The following is an 18,178-nucleotide window of genomic DNA, read 5'->3' as shown; positions in this document are numbered from 1 at the left end:
TTAAAACTTCCCTCGGTTGGTCAAGTCTTCTACCTTAGGCATGACTTCTTTATTGTCCCAATGCTCCACAATCAAGCCATTCTCCAAACGGAAGATGTCATACTGGGCATAGGCCACACCATCGATCTGAGTCTGACCATAGCTAACCACATAGTTTCCTTGTCCCAAAAGCTGGAAAACAAAGTCAAAAGTAACCCCGTGTTCAGCCACATAGTTTTTATAAGCAGCACTTCCTTGGCCAATCTCATGATTATGCTGAATCAAATCGTCTGCCACATAATCATTCCACCGCTCCAGTTCCCCATTTTGGAAGATTTCTGTCAGGAAACGACGAACAGTTTTTTTATTTTCTACTGTCTTGTCCAAATCCGTGATTTCAAAATCTCCAAAGATCTGGTCTAACTGTCCATTTTCCGGAGCACGATAGTAGTCAATGACATCCCAATGCTCCACGATACGACCATTCTCATCCGCACGGAAAGTATCAGTCGTCACCCATTGAGCTTCCCCGCCATTGAGATATTGATGAACATGGACGAAGACTAGATTACCATCCTCAATGGTGCGAACAATCTTCATCTCACGCTCGGGATGGCGTTCAAAGAAATTTGCAAAGAAAGCCGCAAAACCTTCTTTCCCATCTGGCACACCTGTCGAGTGTTGAATGTAGGTATCCCCTACTGACTGAGCTTGAGCCTCGGCAACACGCCCATCTTGAATGGCATGAATATATAGATTTTGTGCATTTTCAACTTGTTTTGACATGATTTATGCCTCATTTGCTTTCTCTTTCAGATTGGCTAAAATACGTTCCTGATAACTTTCAAATTGGCGAATTTCTTCCTCTGAGAAGCCTTTATAAAAAATTGCATCCAATTTTTGACTGATACGATGGCCCACTTCTTTCTGGGACCAACCTTGCTCCGTTAGCTTGACATATTTTTTTCGCTTATCTGAACCACACTGACTAAAGGTCACCAAATCCTGCTCTTCCAACTTTTTCAGCATCGTCGTAAGCGTATTATTGGCCAATCCTGTCGCCAGCGCAATATCTGTCGCCGTAGCACATCCTGTCTCACTATTCCATAAAACAGTTAGAATCTTTCCCTGTTCACTCCGATAAAGAGCCTCAGGATTCTGACTCAGTAACTTTTGAAAAATCCGCCCATTCAACAAACGAATATGATAGGCTACTAAATGACTGTCTTTCATACTTCCTCCAATTTATTTCTATATCGAATCGATTTTAAATTATTGTAACACCAGATATTACAGCTGTCAAGAATTTTGTTCTATTTGGAAATAGTTTTAAACTGGGGTAAAGAAAAAAGCAGGTTCAACCTGCTTTAAAATCTAAAATTTATTGTTTCCGATTGATGTATCTGTTGAACAAAATGGTCATAATTTTCAGCTTCTTGAGGGATAAGAATGGACCACTTTTTCAAGAATGCCCCGTAACCTGCTAATTTACCTATGTCATTATCAACAACCTTCTCCACACTTGGGAAAATAAGACCGGCTGTTTTAGCTTCTAAAATGTATGTATAGGAAATCAGTTGATATAAATCCTCACGATTAATTCCTTTTTCAGTAAATTCTAGCTTTTTATATTTGGCATCTAGTATGATTTTTAAATCTTTATGATAGAGGTCCGGATAAACCTTTCGAACATGACTGCTAAATACAGAAATGCCATCCGTCTTTTCTTTATTTCGTGGATGAATAAAACCTTCTGGCAACAATGTCTGGACATACTCTTCCCAAAGCCAAGCAACATCAAAGAGAATGCCATGCACCCTTTGGGTTTGTTGCCCAAGACCGTGCTTTTCTCTACTTAGAATCAACAGACATAGTTCCTGTAATTTTCTATATTCTCGAAAATAGGCATGACGGACAGGTTTAGTTTGATTTAGTCTGATAATCTTAACACGATCAGCTAGTTTATAAGACGGAGTCACGCGGATAATTTCTGTTACATTTTCACGATTAGCATCAAACACTCCACTTCCAATTGTTTTCTGATTTTTAATATACTCAATGGTGTGTCGAATCAGCTGCATCAATGGATTATCATAAGCAAACTCTCTAGTAGTGTAGGAAATATTTCCCATAAAAGGAACATTTTTCTTAAGATGATTTCCTACATCAATCGCTCCCTTTACATGGCTATCATTATGGAAAAATCGCTGGTATTCTTTATAAAGCCCTTTTCTCAAAGCCGCTTGCAGATATTTTGGAAAGAGGTAAATCAGTAGTTGATAGAGTTTATCTTCGCTAGATAAACCAACATCCAAGTTAGTGAGATTGATATTGAGGACCTTCTGCAAGAGATAATGTAAAAAATAGTCGTTATTAGCATTTGAAAAACGAGAGGAAATCGTTAATCTTTCCTGACCGTAACCCAGAAAACCAATCACATTTCCTGTCTTAATGTTCTGATTAACTGTTTCAAAAATCTTTTGGTCCTTTTCTAAGTCAGAAGTATTTTTCAAGTCATTTGGAAAAATGAAAATACTATCCTCTTGAGAAAGGCTTTCTAAAGTTCTATCTAAAAGTACCTGACTAATTTTTGGATAGATTTCAACAAAATCCTCTTTTTCTATAAGTTGCTGATTATCTGTTATCCGTATCGTCATTTCCATCGCTTTCATTGTCACTAGTTATTGACTGATTGGTTTGCTCGTTGCTTGTCTTATCAAATGCCTTTTTCAAAGTTTCCAAAGTTTCAACTTCTTCATAAGAACCTCGCAAGTAGTCTTCCAAAAGTGGTTTGAGGTAATCAGACCAGAGTAATTCATAGTCAAAGTCTACATCCTTCAACTTAAGGAAATAACTTGGTCCGATATGATAATGACTGTTTAGCTCCTGAACGTTTTCGATAGCAGCATTCAAGTTTCTTAAACGTTTTTTCGCTTCTTCCTCATGTCCATCTAGTTTCTTATCTAGAATGTATAACTGGCTTTCAGCAGTAACTTCAACAAAACGGAAACGACGACGCATAGCAAAATCAAAGGTATCCACTGAACGATCAATATCATTCATTGTTCCGATGATGTAGACATTCTCAGGAATATAAAACTTGTCATCAGTCTCATGTAAATTAGAATACTGGGTAGAAACACTCCCCATTTCACCACGATAACCTGGGTCAATAGAGAAAAAGAGTTCACCAAAAATCTTAGAAATCTCCCCACGATTGATTTCATCGATGATGAATACGAATTTCTTGTCTGTGTCAATCGTTGGAGATATATAATCGCATAATCCATAACTTTCTTTCATATGATCCAAAACAATTTTTTGATAAGTTTCGTACTTTAAATTAGTATCTTCACCCTTGTACAAAAGATACACTTTTTCTTTGGTAGCAACAGGAGAATCAAACTTCACATTCCCTTGACTGTTTAAACTGGCTGGAACCGAACTACGAGGGAAGAAGTATTGTCCTTGCTTTTCATTGATAGCATCCGTTAATTTACCCCACGTTTCCTCAAAATTATCTTGTCCACCAGTTTTCTGAGCTTCTTTCGCTCTCTGACAGAACTTCTTAAAAATACCATCTTGTAATCTAAACTCAATAGCTCTATCCACATTTGAAACTGGTCTCAGCCCCTCTACAAAATCTGTATAGTCATAAGACGGGTGAAACTGTACAAAGCCGATTTGGTCTTCGTTGCTACCCGTTATTTCTTTGGCAATTTCTTTAGCAAGATAGGTTTTACCTGTACCAGGAGCGCCACGGAGAATAATATTTTTGGATGAAAGTAATATATTTTTATATTTATCAATATTTTCTGGCATTTTTATCTCCTTCTCCTTAGAGCCCTCACCTTCAATAAATAAATACGATTTATTTATATAGGGTAAAATTTCATTAAACTTTTCTTCACTAGTAATCACATATTCAGCATCTAGTGTCCAACGATGAGTAGCTGGTTTCTTGTCAAACTTCGATAATTCTGATTTATTCAGGCACTTTGATATGATACCTATTTTAATTCCTTCTTTTTGAAAATGAATTTCTATAAAATTTTGTAATTTTCCATTTGAGTTCTTTTTTACCTGAAAAGATGTATAACTCTTTGTTTCATTCTTTTGAGCATCTGGAAATTCTTTATTCATTCTTTTTAGAAACTCTTCTTTTTTCATCATATAGACTGTATTTCCTTTTCTTTAACGTTATAGCCATAAGACGATTTAACTATTAATATATTCTATATCATAGCATAATTATAGGAAAAATAAAAGAAATTATAAACTAAAAAGCCCAGTGTAAAGAGGAAATCCCTCTCCCACACTGAGCTTATTTTTATCTTAGTAATATTCACCCTGACGGTAATCCCATGAGTTAAAGGTATCTGACAGGTGCATCATGATTTTGTCGATGTCCAAGCCTTTGCGGATGACCACTGGTGCTGGTGAGATGGAACGTTGCCCACCTTGTTCTGGAATCAGTTTTCCATCTTTATCCACCATAGAGACCATAACGCCTTGCTCGTAGCGAGTTTCAATGGTCTTGTCTGGCTGGATAGAGGCTACATAGTCATCTGCTTCAATAACCAAATCAACAGCATTTTCGATGCGCTCTCCAATTCCTTCTACCTTGCCGCGGTTTCCTTTACCGGATGGGTTGGCTGAGGAAGCATAGACCATCTTACCTTCTTCCCAAAGCTTAGCTGCCAGCTGCTCGCCCGCCTTACCAAACTTAATAACAAAACAGCTAGTGCCACGAACATCTGTCATCAACTCTTCCCGACCGTCGCCATAGGCTTTGAGCTTTTCAAAAGCTTCCGGCTTCCATGGAAGGATACAGCCCAAGAGGATGTCTTCATCCCAATGCTTTTGGTAAAAAGCTTCAATTTCCGGATTGAGTTGTGCTAAAGCGCGAAGCTCATCCATACTGCCACAGAGGACAACACCTGGCTTATTACGGTTACGTGCCTTAGCTTCGAACTTACGCTCCAAGCCAGCTTTATCGCTGGTCATGATGATGTAACCCACCTTGGTCGGGCAAACGATGCAGCCGCCATCGCCTTTCAAGATGTCATAGCCTTCTTGTGAAAGAGTTCCGTTCCATTGAATGTGTTTTGTCATAAGTTTCTTCCTTTTCTATTAAATTAAGATTTATTTTACCATATATTTTTATCGGAGACAAGATTTTTTCAGAATTTTCTCAATATATCGAAAATAATTTTACTGCCAATAAGATGGACGATTTTTTTCATATTCTGCGATCAAATCCTCATACTGCAAGGTAATACCGATGTCATCCAGACCGTTGAGGAGCTTGTGCTTCCATTCTCCATCAATGTCAAAGGAGAATTCTCCCACCGGTGAAAAAATCTTCTGCTGCTCCAAATCCACCGTCACTTCATCCGTCGGCTTCAGATTAGCTAAGGCTTGCCGCACTTCCAGTGGCTGGACGATAGGCAGCATACCGTTATTCAGCTCGTTATTGTAGTGAATATCCCCGAAAGATCCGGCAATGACTACCTTGAAGCCATAGTCAGCCAAGGCCCAGGCGGCGTGCTCCCGAGAGGAACCCGCTCCGAAATTATCCCCTGAAATTAGAATAGTCGCCTTGCGGTACTCTGGTCTATTAAAAACGAAATCAGGATCTTCGGTGTACTGATTGTCCAGATAGCGCCATGCGTACATGAGATACTTGCCAAAGCCTTTTTTATCAATCAACTTGAGAAACTGCTTGGGCAAAATTTGGTCCGTATCAATATTATCGTTCATGAGGGGGACTGTTGTCCCTGTGTAGATTGTAAATTTTTCCATAAAACTTCCTTACTGGACCTCCGGTAGTTGGCGTACGTCTACGAAGTGCCCGGCAATAGCTGCCGCTGCTGCCATGGCAGGACTGCAAAGATGGGTTTTAGCACCAAATCCCTGACGATCCTCAAAATTCCGATTACTGGTCGAGGCACAGTGAACTCCGTCTGGCACCTTGTCTGGATTCATCCCCAGACACATGGAACAACCCGGATCGCGCCACTCAAAGCCTGCATCCATGAAAATTTTATCCAGTCCCATCTTTTCAGCAGCCCGCTTGACCGGACGAGAGCCTGGTACGACGATAGCTGTTAGATTGGGAGCAATGTGCTTACCAGCGACGAACTTAGCTGCCAGCTGCAAATCGCTGAGTCTGGCATTGGTACAGGATCCGATAAAGATATAACCTAGGTCAATATCTTCTGCTTTCTTACCCGGAGAGAGGTCCATGTAATTATAGGCCCGCTCGTCGTTCATATCGCGAATTTCTGGGAAAGCCGCGCCAAACTCTACTCCCATAGAAGGATTGGTTCCCCAAGTTACCATAGGTGCCAACTGGGAAACATCCATCTCAATGACCTTATCATAGACAGCATCAGAATCACTGACCAGAGTCTTCCAATCAGCCACTGCCGCCTCAAAGTCCTTGGGAGCGCCCGGCCGTCCTTGAACGTAATCATAGGTCTTCTGGTCGGGATTCATAATGCCCATCTTGGAGCCAAACTCAATGGACATATTGCAGATAGTCATGCGCTCTTCCATGGTCAAATGATCAATGGCATCACCAGTATATTCGACCACATAGCCAACACCCGCAGCTACACCGTATTTGGCAATCAGAGCGAGGATAAAATCCTTGGAATAGACACCTTTAGGTGGCACTCCGGTAAATTTGACCAACATTTTCTTAGGCTTGACCTGCCAAATGGTCTGCGTGGCAAAAACGTGCTCTACCTCTGAAGTACCGATTCCAAAAGCAATGGCACCAAAAGCACCGTGAGTGGCCGTGTGACTGTCACCGCAGACGATGAATTTGCCCGGCTGAGTCTTGCCCGTTTCCGGTCCAACCATATGGACAATCCCCTGCAGTTCCGATCCGTGAGCCGCATGCTCGATGCCAAAATCCTTGACATTCTCAGAAAGCTTATCTATCTGAGCCTTGGAAATCACATCCCGAATATCATAAATATTGACCGTAGGAACATTATGGTCAAAAGTTCCAAAGGTCAAGTCCGGTCGTCTAACCTTGCGACCTGCATCTCGAAGTCCTTGAAAAGCCTGAGGGCTGGTTACTTCATGAATATAATGCTGATCCACATACATAAGCTGGGGTTGACCTTCTTGGCCTGTTATTACGTGTCTTTCCCAAATCTTATCAAAAATTGATTTTCCAGCCATACTAGCTTCTCCATATGTAATACAAAATTCCAATTTCCACTATTATTCCGCCAATCCAAGCCAGCCAGAAATACCATTTTCTGGTCTTGTGATGAAAGAGGCGACCACCTAAGAAAGCGCCCAAACCTCCGGCTGCCAATGCTGACAATAGCAAGGTATTCTCTGGAATGCGGTATTGATTTTTCTTAGCCTTTCGCTTATCCCAGCCATAAAGCAGGAAAACGATAAGGTTCCATAGCAGGCAAATACCCGTTAATATACATTTCATAAGTTATTGATAATGGCCTCCGTCATTTGAGCTGTCCCTGCCTGACCACCCAGATCTCGGGTTAGAATCCCTTGAGCCAAAGTCTTCTCAACCGCTGCTTCAATCGCTTCTGCCGCTTCTAGCTCTGAAAAACTATCTCGCAGCATCATGGCTACAGAAAGGATCATACTGATAGGATTGGCAATGCCTTGCCCTGCAATATCTGGAGCAGAACCATGGATAGGTTCGTAAAGACTAGGCCCAGCTGCCGAATGGCTGGCCGATGGCATAACTCCCAGCGTCCCTGACAAGACACTGGACTCGTCTGAGAGAATATCGCCGAAGAGATTTTCCGTTACAACAACATCAAACTTAGCAGGATTGGTGATCATGAGCATAGCAGCGCTATCTACCAGTTGGTGCTCTAAGGTCACATCTGGATAATCCTTGGCCACCTCATCCGCTACTCTACGCCAGAGTTTGGATGTCGCTAGCACATTTTGCTTATCAATACTGGTCACGCGCTTTCTGCGACCATGCGCAATGTCAAAGGCTTTACGGACAATTCGCTCCACCTCTTCATAGCTGTAGTCGTTAATATCCCGAGCAGATCTGTCCTCCAAAATATGCTCACCAAAGTAAATCCCGCCAGTCAGCTCACGCACGACCACGAAATCCACACCAGCAATTCGCTCCGCCTTCAAAGGCGACAAATGCTTCAAAGCATCGAAAATCTTAACTGGGCGGATATTGGCATAGAGTTCAAGTTCCTTGCGCAGAGCGAGCAATCCTTGCTCAGGACGAACTGGAGCATTATCATACTGGGGACTGCCGATAGCTGCTAGGAGAATAGCATCCGCCTCCTTGGCCGCTTCTAGAGTTGACTGAGGCAGAGGATGACCTTCCGCATCGATACCAGCACCCCCAAAAGCCTTCTCCGTGATATGATACCTAAAACCGAACTTGTCCGCAACAGCAGCAAGTACATGGAGACCGGCTTCCATGATTTCTGGGCCGATACCGTCACCCGCCAGAGCTACAATTTCTTTTATCATAGTCGCTTCCTTCTAATTATTTGCAGGCAGATCGCGGTAAGATACCTGATGGCCGATTTCACCTGCATTTTCCTTTTGCACAAAGGTATTGGCATGGATATAGGCAATGGCGCTGGCCTTAAGAACATCAAAGTCAATACCAGAGGAGTTGAAAATCGTATCTGTATCTGTATTTTCAACAGCTACCAAAACACGAGCCTGAGAGTCAATACCGTCCGTCACGGCCTCAATATTATATGCTAAAAGTTGAACTGACTGGTTAAAGAATTGGTCGATGGCGTTAAAGATGGCTTCGACACTTCCCTTGCCTTCTGCCACACAGTTGACTGTCTCGCCGTCGCCATTAACCAGCTGCACATCTGCTGTGATGGTATGATCGTCATTGGTCGTCAGCTGCAGATCATTAAAGTGGAAGCCTTCAGGATTTTCGACGGTTGTTCCGGCAATCAGAGCCCGAATATCAGCGTCTGTGACTTCATTTTTCTTATCAGCCAAGACCTTAAACTTAGCAAAGAGATCATTGATTTCAGATTCCGCAAAGTCCAGAGCCAGTTCTTTGAGTTTTTCGACAAAGGCATGGCGGCCAGACAGTTTGCCAAGCGGCAGTGAATTGCTCTTGACTCCAACCAGCTCAGGTGTGATGATTTCATAGGTCAGTGGATTCTTAAGAACGCCATCCTGATGGATACCGGACTCATGAGAGAAGGCATTGCCACCAACAACCGCCTTGTTCTTAGGCACTGGAATACCTGAGAAGCGGGACACCAACTCAGAAGTGTTGATGGTTTCATTAAGGACAATGTCTGTCTCAACTTGGTAATAATCCTTGCGAATTTCCAAGGCAACCGCTACTTCTTCCAACGCAGCATTACCAGCACGCTCACCAATACCATTAATAGTGCCCTCCACCCGTCTAGCTCCGTATTTGACTGCAGACAGGCTGTTGGCTACTGCCATTCCCAAATCATCGTGACAGTGAGGACTGTAGATAATCTCACGATCCGTTTGGACATTGTCAATCAGATACTTGAAGATATTGCCAAATTCTTCTGGCGTGGTAAAGCCGACTGTGTCTGGAATGTTGATGTAGCTAGCACCTGCATCAACTGCTGTCTGGACAACTTGAAGCAGAAAATCCAGCTCGGTCCGTGTTGCGTCCTCAGGTGAAAACTCGACAATCTCAAACTTGGAGCGAGCATAGGAAACGTGCTCCTTAATGGCTTCTAAAATCTCTTCCTTGGACTTTTTCAGCTTGAACTCTCTGTGGATGGGACTGGTCGCAATGAAAACGTGAATCTGCGGATGTTTGGCATCCTTGAGTGCCTCGTAGCAAGCATCGATGTCAGACTTAACCGAACGCGCCAAGCCAGTGACAGAAGCTTTAGTGATGACTTTAGCAATCTCTTGCACTGCCGCAAATGAATCTGGACTAGCAGCTGGGAAACCAGCTTCAATAGCGGAAATTCCCCATTTTTCTAGTTGTTTAGCAATGGCAACCTTTTCCTTAATAGAAAAATTCACTCCCGGTGTCTGCTCACCATCCCGAAGGCTGGTATCAAGAAACTCAACTTTTTGCATAGACTTTCCTCTTTCTTTATCGTTTAAAATAGCTATAAAAATCAATGAGAGATACAACTATGAAATGAACTTTTAGTTCGCTATTCTCAGTATATCCTAGCAAAGATTTTCGTGAAGAATAAAATAAAAACATCTCGCTGGAAACCAAGCGAGATGTTGATTTACTCCCGCTTGGTAAGCCAAACAGGACTAATGCTTTCGCACTAGCCCGAGTAACGCAACAACAAAGCAAAGTTTGAAAATTGAGTTGACTTCATGTTTGACTGACTCCTTTTGAAATGTTATTGATTAGTATTTTAGCACAGTATCATTCAGCTGTCAACAGATAATTCGTTATTTTCTGAAAATTTTTAATATACTGGATTATTTTGTGGCTTTATTACTATAAATGCGAGAAAGAAAAAGAAGCAGGTCAACTCCTTCTTCTAGTATTATATTATTTCTCTCATTTCTCTTCTTTTAATAATTTACTAATCATGCTTCGTCTTTATCTTCGTACATACTGAACCAAGCGGAACATCATGAAGGTAAATAGAATTCCTGCAACGATCCAAATGGTTCGTAAGGCGTAAAATTGGAGCAGGTAGGTAGAAATAATGGCTCCGATGACAAAGCTTCCTAACAAAGCAACAAAGAAAACGCCCTCTTTCAAGTATGGTTTTTCCTGTGTTCGAACAAAATTTCCAAAAGCCACCATCGTTTTCTTGATATTTCCTGTCATAAAGGAATTATTGTAGACTATGCCATCTACTTCGCCAAAAGCTGTCGCAACGACCCCCATACAGAAAGCAATCGGAGGAACGATCAGCATATTTGGCACAGTACTTGGCATAAAACCTACCAGAGTACAGATGAGCACCATTGGTGAAATGCTACTTACTCGCCATATTGACTGCTCAAAAAAAGGTCGAAAAATTGTTATCAGAAAAATTCCCAACATAAAGGCTAACATGGTAGCTAGTTTGACTTCAATCTCTCCAGTCTTATGATGAATCAGCTCAACGGACAAAAAGACGACGTTTCCTGTCTGGCCAGCAACCAATGTACCCCCGCGTTCCATAAAAGTGTAAGCATCCACAAAACCTGCGCAAAAGGTCAGCAAACAGGCAAAAAACTTTGATCGAGAATGGAATTCCCTTTTGACGAACTTTCTCATAATTTACCCAAAAAGTCCAGTGTAACACCAGACTTCCTTTCTATCCTTCTCTAGCTTCCTCCAAAATCTTTTCAATTTTGGTGGTAATCAAATCAATCGCCACTTTATTAGAAGCGCCCTCTGGAATAATGACATCCGCATAGCGCTTGGTTGGCTCGATAAACTGATGGTACATAGGCTTGACGACACCCAGATACTGCTCAATGACACTATCCAAACTGCGTCCGCGCTCTTCCATGTCCCGCTTAATCCGACGAATGATCCGCACATCATCATCAGTATCGACGAAAATCTTGATGTCCATCAAATCGCGGAGGCGTTGATCTTCCAAGACCAAAATTCCCTCTACAATGAAGACATCCTGCGGTTCCTGACGATAGGTTTTATTGCTGCGCGTGTGCTCCGTATAGTCATAGGTCGGGATGTCCACTGGACGGCCAGCCAAAAGCTCCTTGATCTGCTCAATCATGAGGTCTGTATCAAAAGCAAAAGGATGATCATAGTTGGTCTTAACCCGCTCCTCAAAGGTCAAATGAGACTGATCCTTGTAGTAAGAATCATGTTCAATCATGGAAATCTTTTCATTAGGAAAATGATCTAAAATCGCCCGAGATACACTGGTTTTTCCCCCACCAGATCCACCTGTAACACCGATAATAATAGGTCTGTTTTGCATTGTTTTCTCCATTACTTGTTATCTTATCTATTTTACCTTAATTCATGATATAATGAAAGGGTGAATCAAGAAAAATTCAGGAAAATCATTTTAAAGGAGAAAGTATGTTACAACTCGGAATCATCGGTACGGGAACCATTTCCCATGAGTTTATCAAGGCAGCCCAACTGAGTGGTGAGTATCAGTTAACCGCTGTTTACTCGCGCACCTTGAGTTCTGCGGAGCGTTTTGCACAAGATTATAAAAACGTCGCACTCTATACAGATATGATTGAATTCTTATCTGCCGGCCTAGATGTGGTTTACATCGCTAGTCCCAATAGCCTCCACTTCAACCATGCCAAGGTAGCCATTTTGGCTCGAAAACATGTCATCGTTGAAAAGCCGGCTGTATCAAGGCCTGAAGAATGGCAAGAATTGGTCAAGCTGGCAGCTGAGCATCAGGTTTATATCTTTGAGGCAGCCAGAAACTACTACGAAGCAGCTTTTGCAGTCATTCGTGACTTTCTAAAGGACAAGAAAATCTGGGGAGCTAATTTCACCTATGCTAAATACTCCTCCAAGATGGGAGCCCTACTGAGTGGACAAGAACCCAATGTTTTTTCTGCTAAATTCTCAGGCGGTGCTCTAATGGATCTGGGTGTTTATACGCTTTATGCAGCTGTCCGTCTGTTTGGTGCTCCACAAAGCGTTTGCTATACAGCTCAACAACTGCCAAATAGCGTTGACCTCAACGGTTCAGGCAGTCTGATTTATCCTGATTTTCAGGTTCGTATCCAAGCTGGAAAAAACATTCATAGCCAGCTGCCAGCTGAAATCTACACGGACCAAGGCACTCTGACCTTAGATGGTATCGAGTTTATCCGCTCTGCCATTTTCCAAAAGCTGACTGGAGAGACGGAAAGTCTAGCTATCCACCAAGCAGAGCACCAAATGCTGGAAGAGGCTCAGGCTTTTGCTCGTGTGCTTAAAGGCGGCCAAGAAGAGCTTTATAGCGACTACCTGCAGGCTGCTACTGCTGTGCATGAGTGTCTGTTTGCCATGAGAAAAGATGTTGGCATTAGATTTGAGGTTGATCATGATTAAAGAAACATTTCCAACAGTCTGGCAGGAACAGCTAAATCAGCTCGGTTTTGCTGAACTGACTGCCATCCAAGAAAAAATATTCCAGCCTATTTCTCAGGGAGAGTCGGTGCTAGGCATCAGTCCGACCGGTACGGGCAAGACATTGGCCTATCTCTTTCCTAGCTTATTGAAATTGAAGCCTAAAAAAGCGCAGCAGCTTTTAATTTTAGCTCCAAATACAGAGCTGGCGGGACAGATTTTTGATGTTTGTAAGTCTTGGGCGGAGCCTTTGGGCTTGAGCAGTCAACTCCTACTCTCTGGTAATAGCCAGAAAAGGCAGATTGAGCGGCTCAAAAAAGGGCCGGAGATCCTAATTGGTACACCTGGTCGGATTTTTGAGCTCATTAAGCTCAAGAAAATCAAGATGATGAGTGTTGACACTATTATCCTAGATGAATTTGATCAACTTCTCAGTGATTCCCAGTATGCGTTTGTTGATAAGATTCTGCATTATGCACCGCGTGACCACCAGCTGATTTACATGAGTGCTACAGCTAAATTTGACCAAGAGAAGATCGCTGAAAATACTCTGCGCATCAGCATTGACGACCAGACTTTGGACAATATCCAGCACTTCTATATGCAGGTGGAAAAGCGTGACAAGGTTGAACTCTTGCGCAAGCTATCCAATGTAGAAGAATTTCGTGGACTAGTTTTTTTCAACAGCTTGTCAGATTTGGGCAGCGCCGAAGAAAAGCTTCAGTATCGAGGAGCTAGTGCGGTCTCTCTAGCCAGCGATGTCAATGTAAAATTCCGCAAGGTCATTCTTGAGAAATTTAAAGATTACGATATCACACTCTTACTGGCGACTGACATAGTTGCACGTGGCATTGATATTGATTCTCTAGAGTGCGTAGTCAACTACGAAGTGCCGCGCGATCTGGAAACCTACACCCACCGTTCTGGCCGAACGGGTCGCATGGGCAAGGAAGGCTATGTCATCACCTTCATCAGCCACCCAGAAGAATTAAAAGCTCTCAAAAAATATGCCTCTGTCCGCGAAATCATCTTGAAAAAACAAGAACTGTATGTGTGTCCTTAAGCGAGAATTACGGTAATCAATATTCTTATTTGATGATGGCAAAGCAAAAAGCATTGGAAATATTAAATTTCCAATGCTTTTTTTAATTTCTGCTGTAATAAATCTGATGTGGTTGAAGCTGATTTTCTAATAGTTCATCAACTGTCACCAGAGTATAGCCGTTGTTCTTCAGATAGTCAAGGACGCTTGGCAGGGCATCGATGGACGTCTGATGAATATCATGCATGAGGATAATAGATCCCGGCTGGGTCTTCACGATCTCCTGCATAATAGCCTTTGTATTACGTGTTTTCCAATCGAGACTGTCCACGCTCCACATAATAAAGGACTGATCTACAGCATTTTGAACCGTAGAGTTGATGGCTCCGTAAGGCGGTCTTGTGATCATAGGTCGGATACCAGTCGCCTTATAAATGGCTTCCTGAGTGTCTAAGATTTCCTTTTTGGATTGATTCAGAGGTAACTTGGTCAAATCCGGATGGCTCCATGTATGGATTCCGAGCTGATGGCCTTCATCAAGGACACGTTTAGCCAGTTCTGGATTGGCAGCAACATTTTGTCCCACCATAAAGAAGGTTGCCTTAGCATTGTAGCGTTTCAGAATTTCCAAGGCCTGAGGAGTCGTTTTACTGTCGGGACCGTCATCAAAGGTCAGGGCAACCATTTTCTCATGCCGCTTGGTTTCATACTGCTGGTAAGCTTCCAAATCAGCTCCCTGCAAATATTCTGGACGGATTAGGTCATAAAAACTAGACAGAGGCACTGTCAAGCTCGTCACACCGTTGATTTCTTTGGGCAGATGAATGGAAAATAAACTATCCTCGTAATGAAAATTCCACTGGCTCAGCTCTATTTCACGTAGAACATTCAAAGCTGCTGTTTGCTGACTTTCCTCCACCTGTCTAAAGGTCAGCTGACTGGTCAACTCCTTCAGGAAAATTTCCTTGGCAGCTTCTGGATTTTGAAACAGCTTGTCCAAAGTGACCGCTGCGCCTTCCTGATTGATATAAGTCGAGGCTACTTCTCTTGCCTCTTCAGACTTGATGTCTCTTTTTGAGATGCTGTAATTTTTTCGCTGAATGACTACTTCCTTGGTATTGGCCAGACTAGTAGACTTCTCCTCCGTATAGTAAAAGGTCAAAGCCGTCAAGTTTTCCTTCTGCTTTTTGTTATCAGAAATGCTCTGACTGTCCTGCAAGATTTTATCTTTGACACTTTGAAGCGGTTGCCCCTTCATCAGAGGATAAAAAGCTGCCACATAATGGCTGCCAATCCTACCAGCCTGCTTTTCGGTATTGTCATCATGCTCTTGCTCTTCCTTGGCAATCACTTCTGTAACCTTTTTCTGGAACTCCCTTTCCTGAAACATTTCATGGATTCGCAGTCCACCAAAAATAAGAAGTCCTAAAAGAAGCAGATTCAGAAGACTGAGAACCAGTCTATATTTTCGTCTACGCTTCCTTCCATGTTGTCTTTTCATCTATTATCCCCTAAACTATTGTCCTAAAATAATTTTAATGTTAAAAAACTTGTATCTTACAAGTGCTAAAATACAAGTTTAATTATTTTTTAAAGACTTCTTTCTCGAATCACTTCGACCTTGTAACCATCAGGATCTTTGATGAAATAATAATTTGGTGGGTTTCCAGGCAGACCTTTGGGCTCGGTCACTTCGTAGCCCTTGGCAGCATGCTCAGCGTGCAAACCTTCCAAATCAGGTGTGCTAAGAGCAATATGAGCAAAGCCGTCACCGATTACATAAGGTCCGTGGTCGTAATTATAAGTCAATTCAAGCTCATAATCATCGCCATCCAAACCAAGATAAACAATTGTAAAAGCATGCTCTGGAAAGTCCTTACGGCGCAATTCCTTAAAACCAAATGCATCTTCATAAAAGGCAATCGAAGCCTCTAAATTTTCCACTCGTAAACAAGTATGCAACATTTTTGATGTCATAGTTTTACCTCTCTCATTTCTTTCTTTTATTATACCGCAAAAGCAGTCAAATTTGAAATAATATGAAAAGTTTTTCAGCTTTTGCTGATTCGTTTTCTAATATCTGACCTAAGAGGAACTTTGATTTCAAAGATGGTTCCACGCGGTTTGTTGTCTTTGACTGTGATGGTTCCTTTTAAGGCGTCGACGATTTGTTTCGCCAAGGAAAGTCCTAGTCCAAATCCACCTTTTTGACGAGTCCGTGCCTTATCCACCCGATAAAAACGATCGAAGACTTTTTTCTTGTCATCGCCCGCAATCCCTGGGCCATTGTCAGAAATCCGCAAGGTCAAGCTCCGATCATTGGCGGAGGCTACAAAGTAGATCTCTCCATCTTCCTCTGTGTATTTGATGGCATTATCAAAAAGGATGGTCATGACCTGCTTGAGCAAGACCTTGTCTGTCGTGATTGATTTTGAAACAAGATTTTTGAAATCAAAGACCTTGTCGCTCTCCTCTGCAATAATAGCATAGTTAGAAAAAGCTGTTGTGAAGAAGTCTGGCGTGACCTCACCGTATTCTGGCTTGATACCGTCATCGCGCCGAGCTAGGTTGAGTAAGTTGGTGGTCAACAGACGCATATTTCGCACTTCCTCTAAACTAGATGCGATGCTCTCACTAGACTCCATAATCGTGGCTTCAGGCTTGCGGAAGAGAGATTCCAGACGATTTTGCAGAACGGCCAGAGGCGTCCGCAATTCGTGGCTGGCATTTTCAACAAAAGACTTCTGCTTTTGCATGCTGTCCAAGAGAGGCTTGACACTCATCCGCGCCAGATAGATACTGGCAATCAAGGAAATACCCCAGAAACTAATCATGACAATAGCAATCAGCTTTTCATGCTTTTCGCTAGTCTGCTCCAGTTGGCTGATACTGGTCATGACAACCGCGTACTTGACATTTTCAATTTCATCATTTGGATCAATGTCAAACATGTAGGCTCTATAACTCTCAACCTGTCCATAGCTATTAGTTAGTTGTATTTGCTTGATCTGATTAAGAAAGCGTTTGTTAAATTTAATCGCATCAAAGTTTAAAAAACTATTTTTTGCCGATACATTCTGATAATCATCATTCAAAAGAATGGCTGAGGTATTGGCACTGACATTGACCCTGCCCGGTTCCTCAATCTTGATATCATGAGCTTGCACAGACTCTGAATCTTTGTGCTCTGAATCCTTGTTCTCTGGCTCTTGGTATTGCCGCCCCGTCGTCCGATAGGCTAGATTGGCTACCCAGGCGGGATTTTGACTGAGACTTTTGAGATTATCGTCAACGGTCGTGTAAAGGCTGGAGCGCATGACTTGGATAATAATGAGCGTCATGGCCGAGAAAATCAGGGTGAACACACCAAAATAGCGAATGAAATAAGAAAAATCATCCGCATATAAGGTTTTTTTGAGTTTATTCAGCATTCTTTAAAATGTAACCGACACTGCGAAGAGTTTGAAGATTATTCGCAAAAGCCGTTCCTTTCAATTTTTTCCGAATCTTAGATACATAGACTTCCACCACAGAAATCGTTGTATCGCTATCAAAGCCCCACAAACGATCGAAAATCTGAGTCTTGGGCAAAATGACATTTTGATTCTGAAGGAAGTATACCAACAAATCAAACTCTTTACCCAGTAGCTCAACTTCCTTTCCATCTACCAAGGTCGAATTGGTCGAAAGATTGACCGTCACATCGCCATAGGAAAGGGTATTTTCATTAAACTTACCAGAGCGTTTGAGCAAGGCCTGAATCCGCATTTTCAGCTCTTCCAGATAAAATGGCTTAGTCAGGTAATCGTCAGCACCGAGCTCAAAACCATGGCCTTTATCATCGATACTTTCCTTGGCAGTCATGATGAGGACAGGAGTGCTCACCCCTTTTTCACGCAATTCTTTGAGTACTTGGAAGCCGTCCTTTTCAGGAAGCATCAAGTCCAGTAGAATCAGGTCATACACGCCGCTTTCTGCTTCGTATAAACCTTCTTCGCCATCAAAGACCTGCATAACATCTGCAAAATCATCTAAAAAATCAAATACTGAATTTGACAGACCGAGGTCATCCTCCACTAATAGAATCTTAATCATCCTGTTCCTCCCTTTCTAGAAAAAGCTTATGCTGTGTAGTTTAAATAGAG

18 protein-coding genes are annotated in these 18,178 nt (G+C 42.3%); 2 read left to right on the top strand and 16 right to left on the bottom strand.

Annotated features, from left to right (window positions below; all coding sequences use genetic code 11):
- From O3651_RS00635 to udk, 12 genes are all read right to left on the bottom strand, one after another.
- Window positions 1-765 (bottom strand): nuclear transport factor 2 family protein, encoded by a 765-nt coding sequence (locus O3651_RS00635; RefSeq protein ID WP_371609208.1) that lies wholly within the window; start codon window positions 763-765, stop codon window positions 1-3.
- Between the two features lie 3 nt (window positions 766-768).
- A complete protein-coding gene (locus O3651_RS00630; RefSeq protein ID WP_371609207.1) occupies window positions 769-1,212 on the bottom strand; it encodes a MarR family winged helix-turn-helix transcriptional regulator in 444 nt (147 codons plus the stop codon).
- Between the two features lie 134 nt (window positions 1,213-1,346).
- A complete protein-coding gene (locus O3651_RS00625; RefSeq protein ID WP_371609206.1) occupies window positions 1,347-2,651 on the bottom strand; it encodes an McrC family protein in 1,305 nt (434 codons plus the stop codon).
- A complete protein-coding gene (locus O3651_RS00620; RefSeq protein ID WP_371609205.1) occupies window positions 2,614-4,152 on the bottom strand; it encodes an AAA family ATPase in 1,539 nt (512 codons plus the stop codon). The genes O3651_RS00625 and O3651_RS00620 overlap by 38 nt, the downstream gene beginning before the upstream one ends.
- A 162-nt stretch (window positions 4,153-4,314) precedes the next feature.
- On the bottom strand, window positions 4,315-5,094 hold the full coding sequence (locus O3651_RS00615; protein WP_005590290.1) for an L-threonylcarbamoyladenylate synthase: 780 nt from the start codon (window positions 5,092-5,094) through the stop codon (window positions 4,315-4,317).
- A gap of 99 nt (window positions 5,095-5,193) precedes the next feature.
- The gene (leuD, locus tag O3651_RS00610; RefSeq protein ID WP_148876990.1) at window positions 5,194-5,784 is read right to left on the bottom strand and encodes a 3-isopropylmalate dehydratase small subunit; all 591 of its coding nucleotides are present in this window, start codon (window positions 5,782-5,784) and stop codon (window positions 5,194-5,196) included.
- Between the two features lie 9 nt (window positions 5,785-5,793).
- Window positions 5,794-7,176, bottom strand: coding sequence for a 3-isopropylmalate dehydratase large subunit (gene leuC / locus O3651_RS00605; protein WP_371609204.1), 1,383 nt, complete (start codon window positions 7,174-7,176; stop codon window positions 5,794-5,796).
- A gap of 1 nt (window position 7,177) precedes the next feature.
- The gene (locus O3651_RS00600; protein WP_187421543.1) at window positions 7,178-7,444 is read right to left on the bottom strand and encodes a DUF1294 domain-containing protein; all 267 of its coding nucleotides are present in this window, start codon (window positions 7,442-7,444) and stop codon (window positions 7,178-7,180) included.
- Window positions 7,441-8,478 (bottom strand): 3-isopropylmalate dehydrogenase, encoded by a 1,038-nt coding sequence (gene leuB, locus O3651_RS00595; RefSeq protein WP_371609203.1) that lies wholly within the window; start codon window positions 8,476-8,478, stop codon window positions 7,441-7,443. The genes O3651_RS00600 and leuB overlap by 4 nt, the downstream gene beginning before the upstream one ends.
- 12 nt (window positions 8,479-8,490) lie before the next feature.
- Window positions 8,491-10,056 (bottom strand): 2-isopropylmalate synthase, encoded by a 1,566-nt coding sequence (locus O3651_RS00590; RefSeq protein WP_187421545.1) that lies wholly within the window; start codon window positions 10,054-10,056, stop codon window positions 8,491-8,493.
- A 487-nt stretch (window positions 10,057-10,543) separates the two neighbouring features.
- The gene (locus O3651_RS00585; RefSeq protein WP_125379515.1) at window positions 10,544-11,212 is read right to left on the bottom strand and encodes a YoaK family protein; all 669 of its coding nucleotides are present in this window, start codon (window positions 11,210-11,212) and stop codon (window positions 10,544-10,546) included.
- 40 nt (window positions 11,213-11,252) lie between these two features.
- Window positions 11,253-11,888 carry a uridine kinase gene (gene udk / locus O3651_RS00580; protein ID WP_005591973.1) on the bottom strand — a complete coding sequence of 212 codons (636 nt, stop codon included), beginning with the start codon at window positions 11,886-11,888 and terminating at the stop codon, window positions 11,253-11,255.
- A 104-nt stretch (window positions 11,889-11,992) separates the two neighbouring features.
- Here udk and O3651_RS00575 point away from each other — a divergent pair, with 104 nt between their 5' ends.
- Together O3651_RS00575 and O3651_RS00570 are read left to right on the top strand one after the other, a co-directional pair.
- Window positions 11,993-12,973, top strand: a complete 981-nt coding sequence (locus O3651_RS00575; protein ID WP_371609202.1) for a Gfo/Idh/MocA family protein — start codon at window positions 11,993-11,995, stop codon at window positions 12,971-12,973.
- Complete coding sequence (locus O3651_RS00570) at window positions 12,963-14,054, top strand: DEAD/DEAH box helicase (RefSeq protein WP_371609315.1); 1,092 nt, start codon at window positions 12,963-12,965, stop codon at window positions 14,052-14,054. The genes O3651_RS00575 and O3651_RS00570 overlap by 11 nt, the downstream gene beginning before the upstream one ends.
- A gap of 82 nt (window positions 14,055-14,136) precedes the next feature.
- On the opposite strand, the gene O3651_RS00565 is transcribed toward O3651_RS00570, so the two are convergent.
- The 4 genes from O3651_RS00565 to O3651_RS00550 all read right to left on the bottom strand — a co-directional run bounded on the left by O3651_RS00565 (window position 14,137) and on the right by O3651_RS00550 (window position 18,128).
- Window positions 14,137-15,534 carry a polysaccharide deacetylase family protein gene (locus tag O3651_RS00565; RefSeq protein WP_148888199.1) on the bottom strand — a complete coding sequence of 466 codons (1,398 nt, stop codon included), beginning with the start codon at window positions 15,532-15,534 and terminating at the stop codon, window positions 14,137-14,139.
- Between the two features lie 89 nt (window positions 15,535-15,623).
- Window positions 15,624-16,010 (bottom strand): VOC family protein, encoded by a 387-nt coding sequence (locus tag O3651_RS00560; RefSeq protein ID WP_125381853.1) that lies wholly within the window; start codon window positions 16,008-16,010, stop codon window positions 15,624-15,626.
- Between the two features lie 74 nt (window positions 16,011-16,084).
- On the bottom strand, window positions 16,085-17,464 hold the full coding sequence (locus O3651_RS00555; RefSeq protein WP_125387875.1) for a sensor histidine kinase KdpD: 1,380 nt from the start codon (window positions 17,462-17,464) through the stop codon (window positions 16,085-16,087).
- Entirely contained in the window at window positions 17,454-18,128 is a 675-nt protein-coding gene (locus O3651_RS00550) for a response regulator transcription factor (protein ID WP_045497279.1), read from the bottom strand. Before O3651_RS00550 ends, O3651_RS00555 begins: the two co-directional genes overlap by 11 nt.
- Between the last annotated feature and the right edge of the window lie 50 nt (window positions 18,129-18,178).

Source organism: Streptococcus sp. 27098_8_73 (genome assembly GCF_041432495.1).
Lineage (GTDB): Bacteria > Bacillota > Bacilli > Lactobacillales > Streptococcaceae > Streptococcus.
The sequence above is the reverse complement of the archived record's forward strand: the minus strand, read 5'-3'. Positions and strand labels throughout refer to the sequence as shown.

Bases quoted from the DNA above. Each gene is read 5' to 3' on its own strand.
- O3651_RS00625 (WP_371609206.1), bottom strand. From the start codon at position 2,651: ATGAAAGCGATGGAAATGACGATACGGATAACAGATAATCAGCAACTT.
- O3651_RS00620 (WP_371609205.1), bottom strand. From the start codon at position 4,152: ATGATGAAAAAAGAAGAGTTTCTAAAAAGAATGAATAAAGAATTTCCA.
- O3651_RS00560 (WP_125381853.1), bottom strand. From the start codon at position 16,010: ATGACATCAAAAATGTTGCATACTTGTTTACGAGTGGAAAATTTAGAG.
- O3651_RS00600 (WP_187421543.1), bottom strand. From the start codon at position 7,444: ATGAAATGTATATTAACGGGTATTTGCCTGCTATGGAACCTTATCGTT.
- O3651_RS00585 (WP_125379515.1), bottom strand. From the start codon at position 11,212: ATGAGAAAGTTCGTCAAAAGGGAATTCCATTCTCGATCAAAGTTTTTT.
- O3651_RS00590 (WP_187421545.1), bottom strand. From the start codon at position 10,056: ATGCAAAAAGTTGAGTTTCTTGATACCAGCCTTCGGGATGGTGAGCAG.
- O3651_RS00635 (WP_371609208.1), bottom strand. From the start codon at position 765: ATGTCAAAACAAGTTGAAAATGCACAAAATCTATATATTCATGCCATT.
- O3651_RS00615 (WP_005590290.1), bottom strand. From the start codon at position 5,094: ATGACAAAACACATTCAATGGAACGGAACTCTTTCACAAGAAGGCTAT.
- O3651_RS00565 (WP_148888199.1), bottom strand. From the start codon at position 15,534: ATGAAAAGACAACATGGAAGGAAGCGTAGACGAAAATATAGACTGGTT.
- O3651_RS00575 (WP_371609202.1), top strand. From the start codon at position 11,993: ATGTTACAACTCGGAATCATCGGTACGGGAACCATTTCCCATGAGTTT.
- leuC (WP_371609204.1), bottom strand. From the start codon at position 7,176: ATGGCTGGAAAATCAATTTTTGATAAGATTTGGGAAAGACACGTAATA.
- udk (WP_005591973.1), bottom strand. From the start codon at position 11,888: ATGCAAAACAGACCTATTATTATCGGTGTTACAGGTGGATCTGGTGGG.
- O3651_RS00630 (WP_371609207.1), bottom strand. From the start codon at position 1,212: ATGAAAGACAGTCATTTAGTAGCCTATCATATTCGTTTGTTGAATGGG.
- O3651_RS00550 (WP_045497279.1), bottom strand. From the start codon at position 18,128: ATGATTAAGATTCTATTAGTGGAGGATGACCTCGGTCTGTCAAATTCA.
- leuB (WP_371609203.1), bottom strand. From the start codon at position 8,478: ATGATAAAAGAAATTGTAGCTCTGGCGGGTGACGGTATCGGCCCAGAA.
- leuD (WP_148876990.1), bottom strand. From the start codon at position 5,784: ATGGAAAAATTTACAATCTACACAGGGACAACAGTCCCCCTCATGAAC.
- O3651_RS00555 (WP_125387875.1), bottom strand. From the start codon at position 17,464: ATGCTGAATAAACTCAAAAAAACCTTATATGCGGATGATTTTTCTTAT.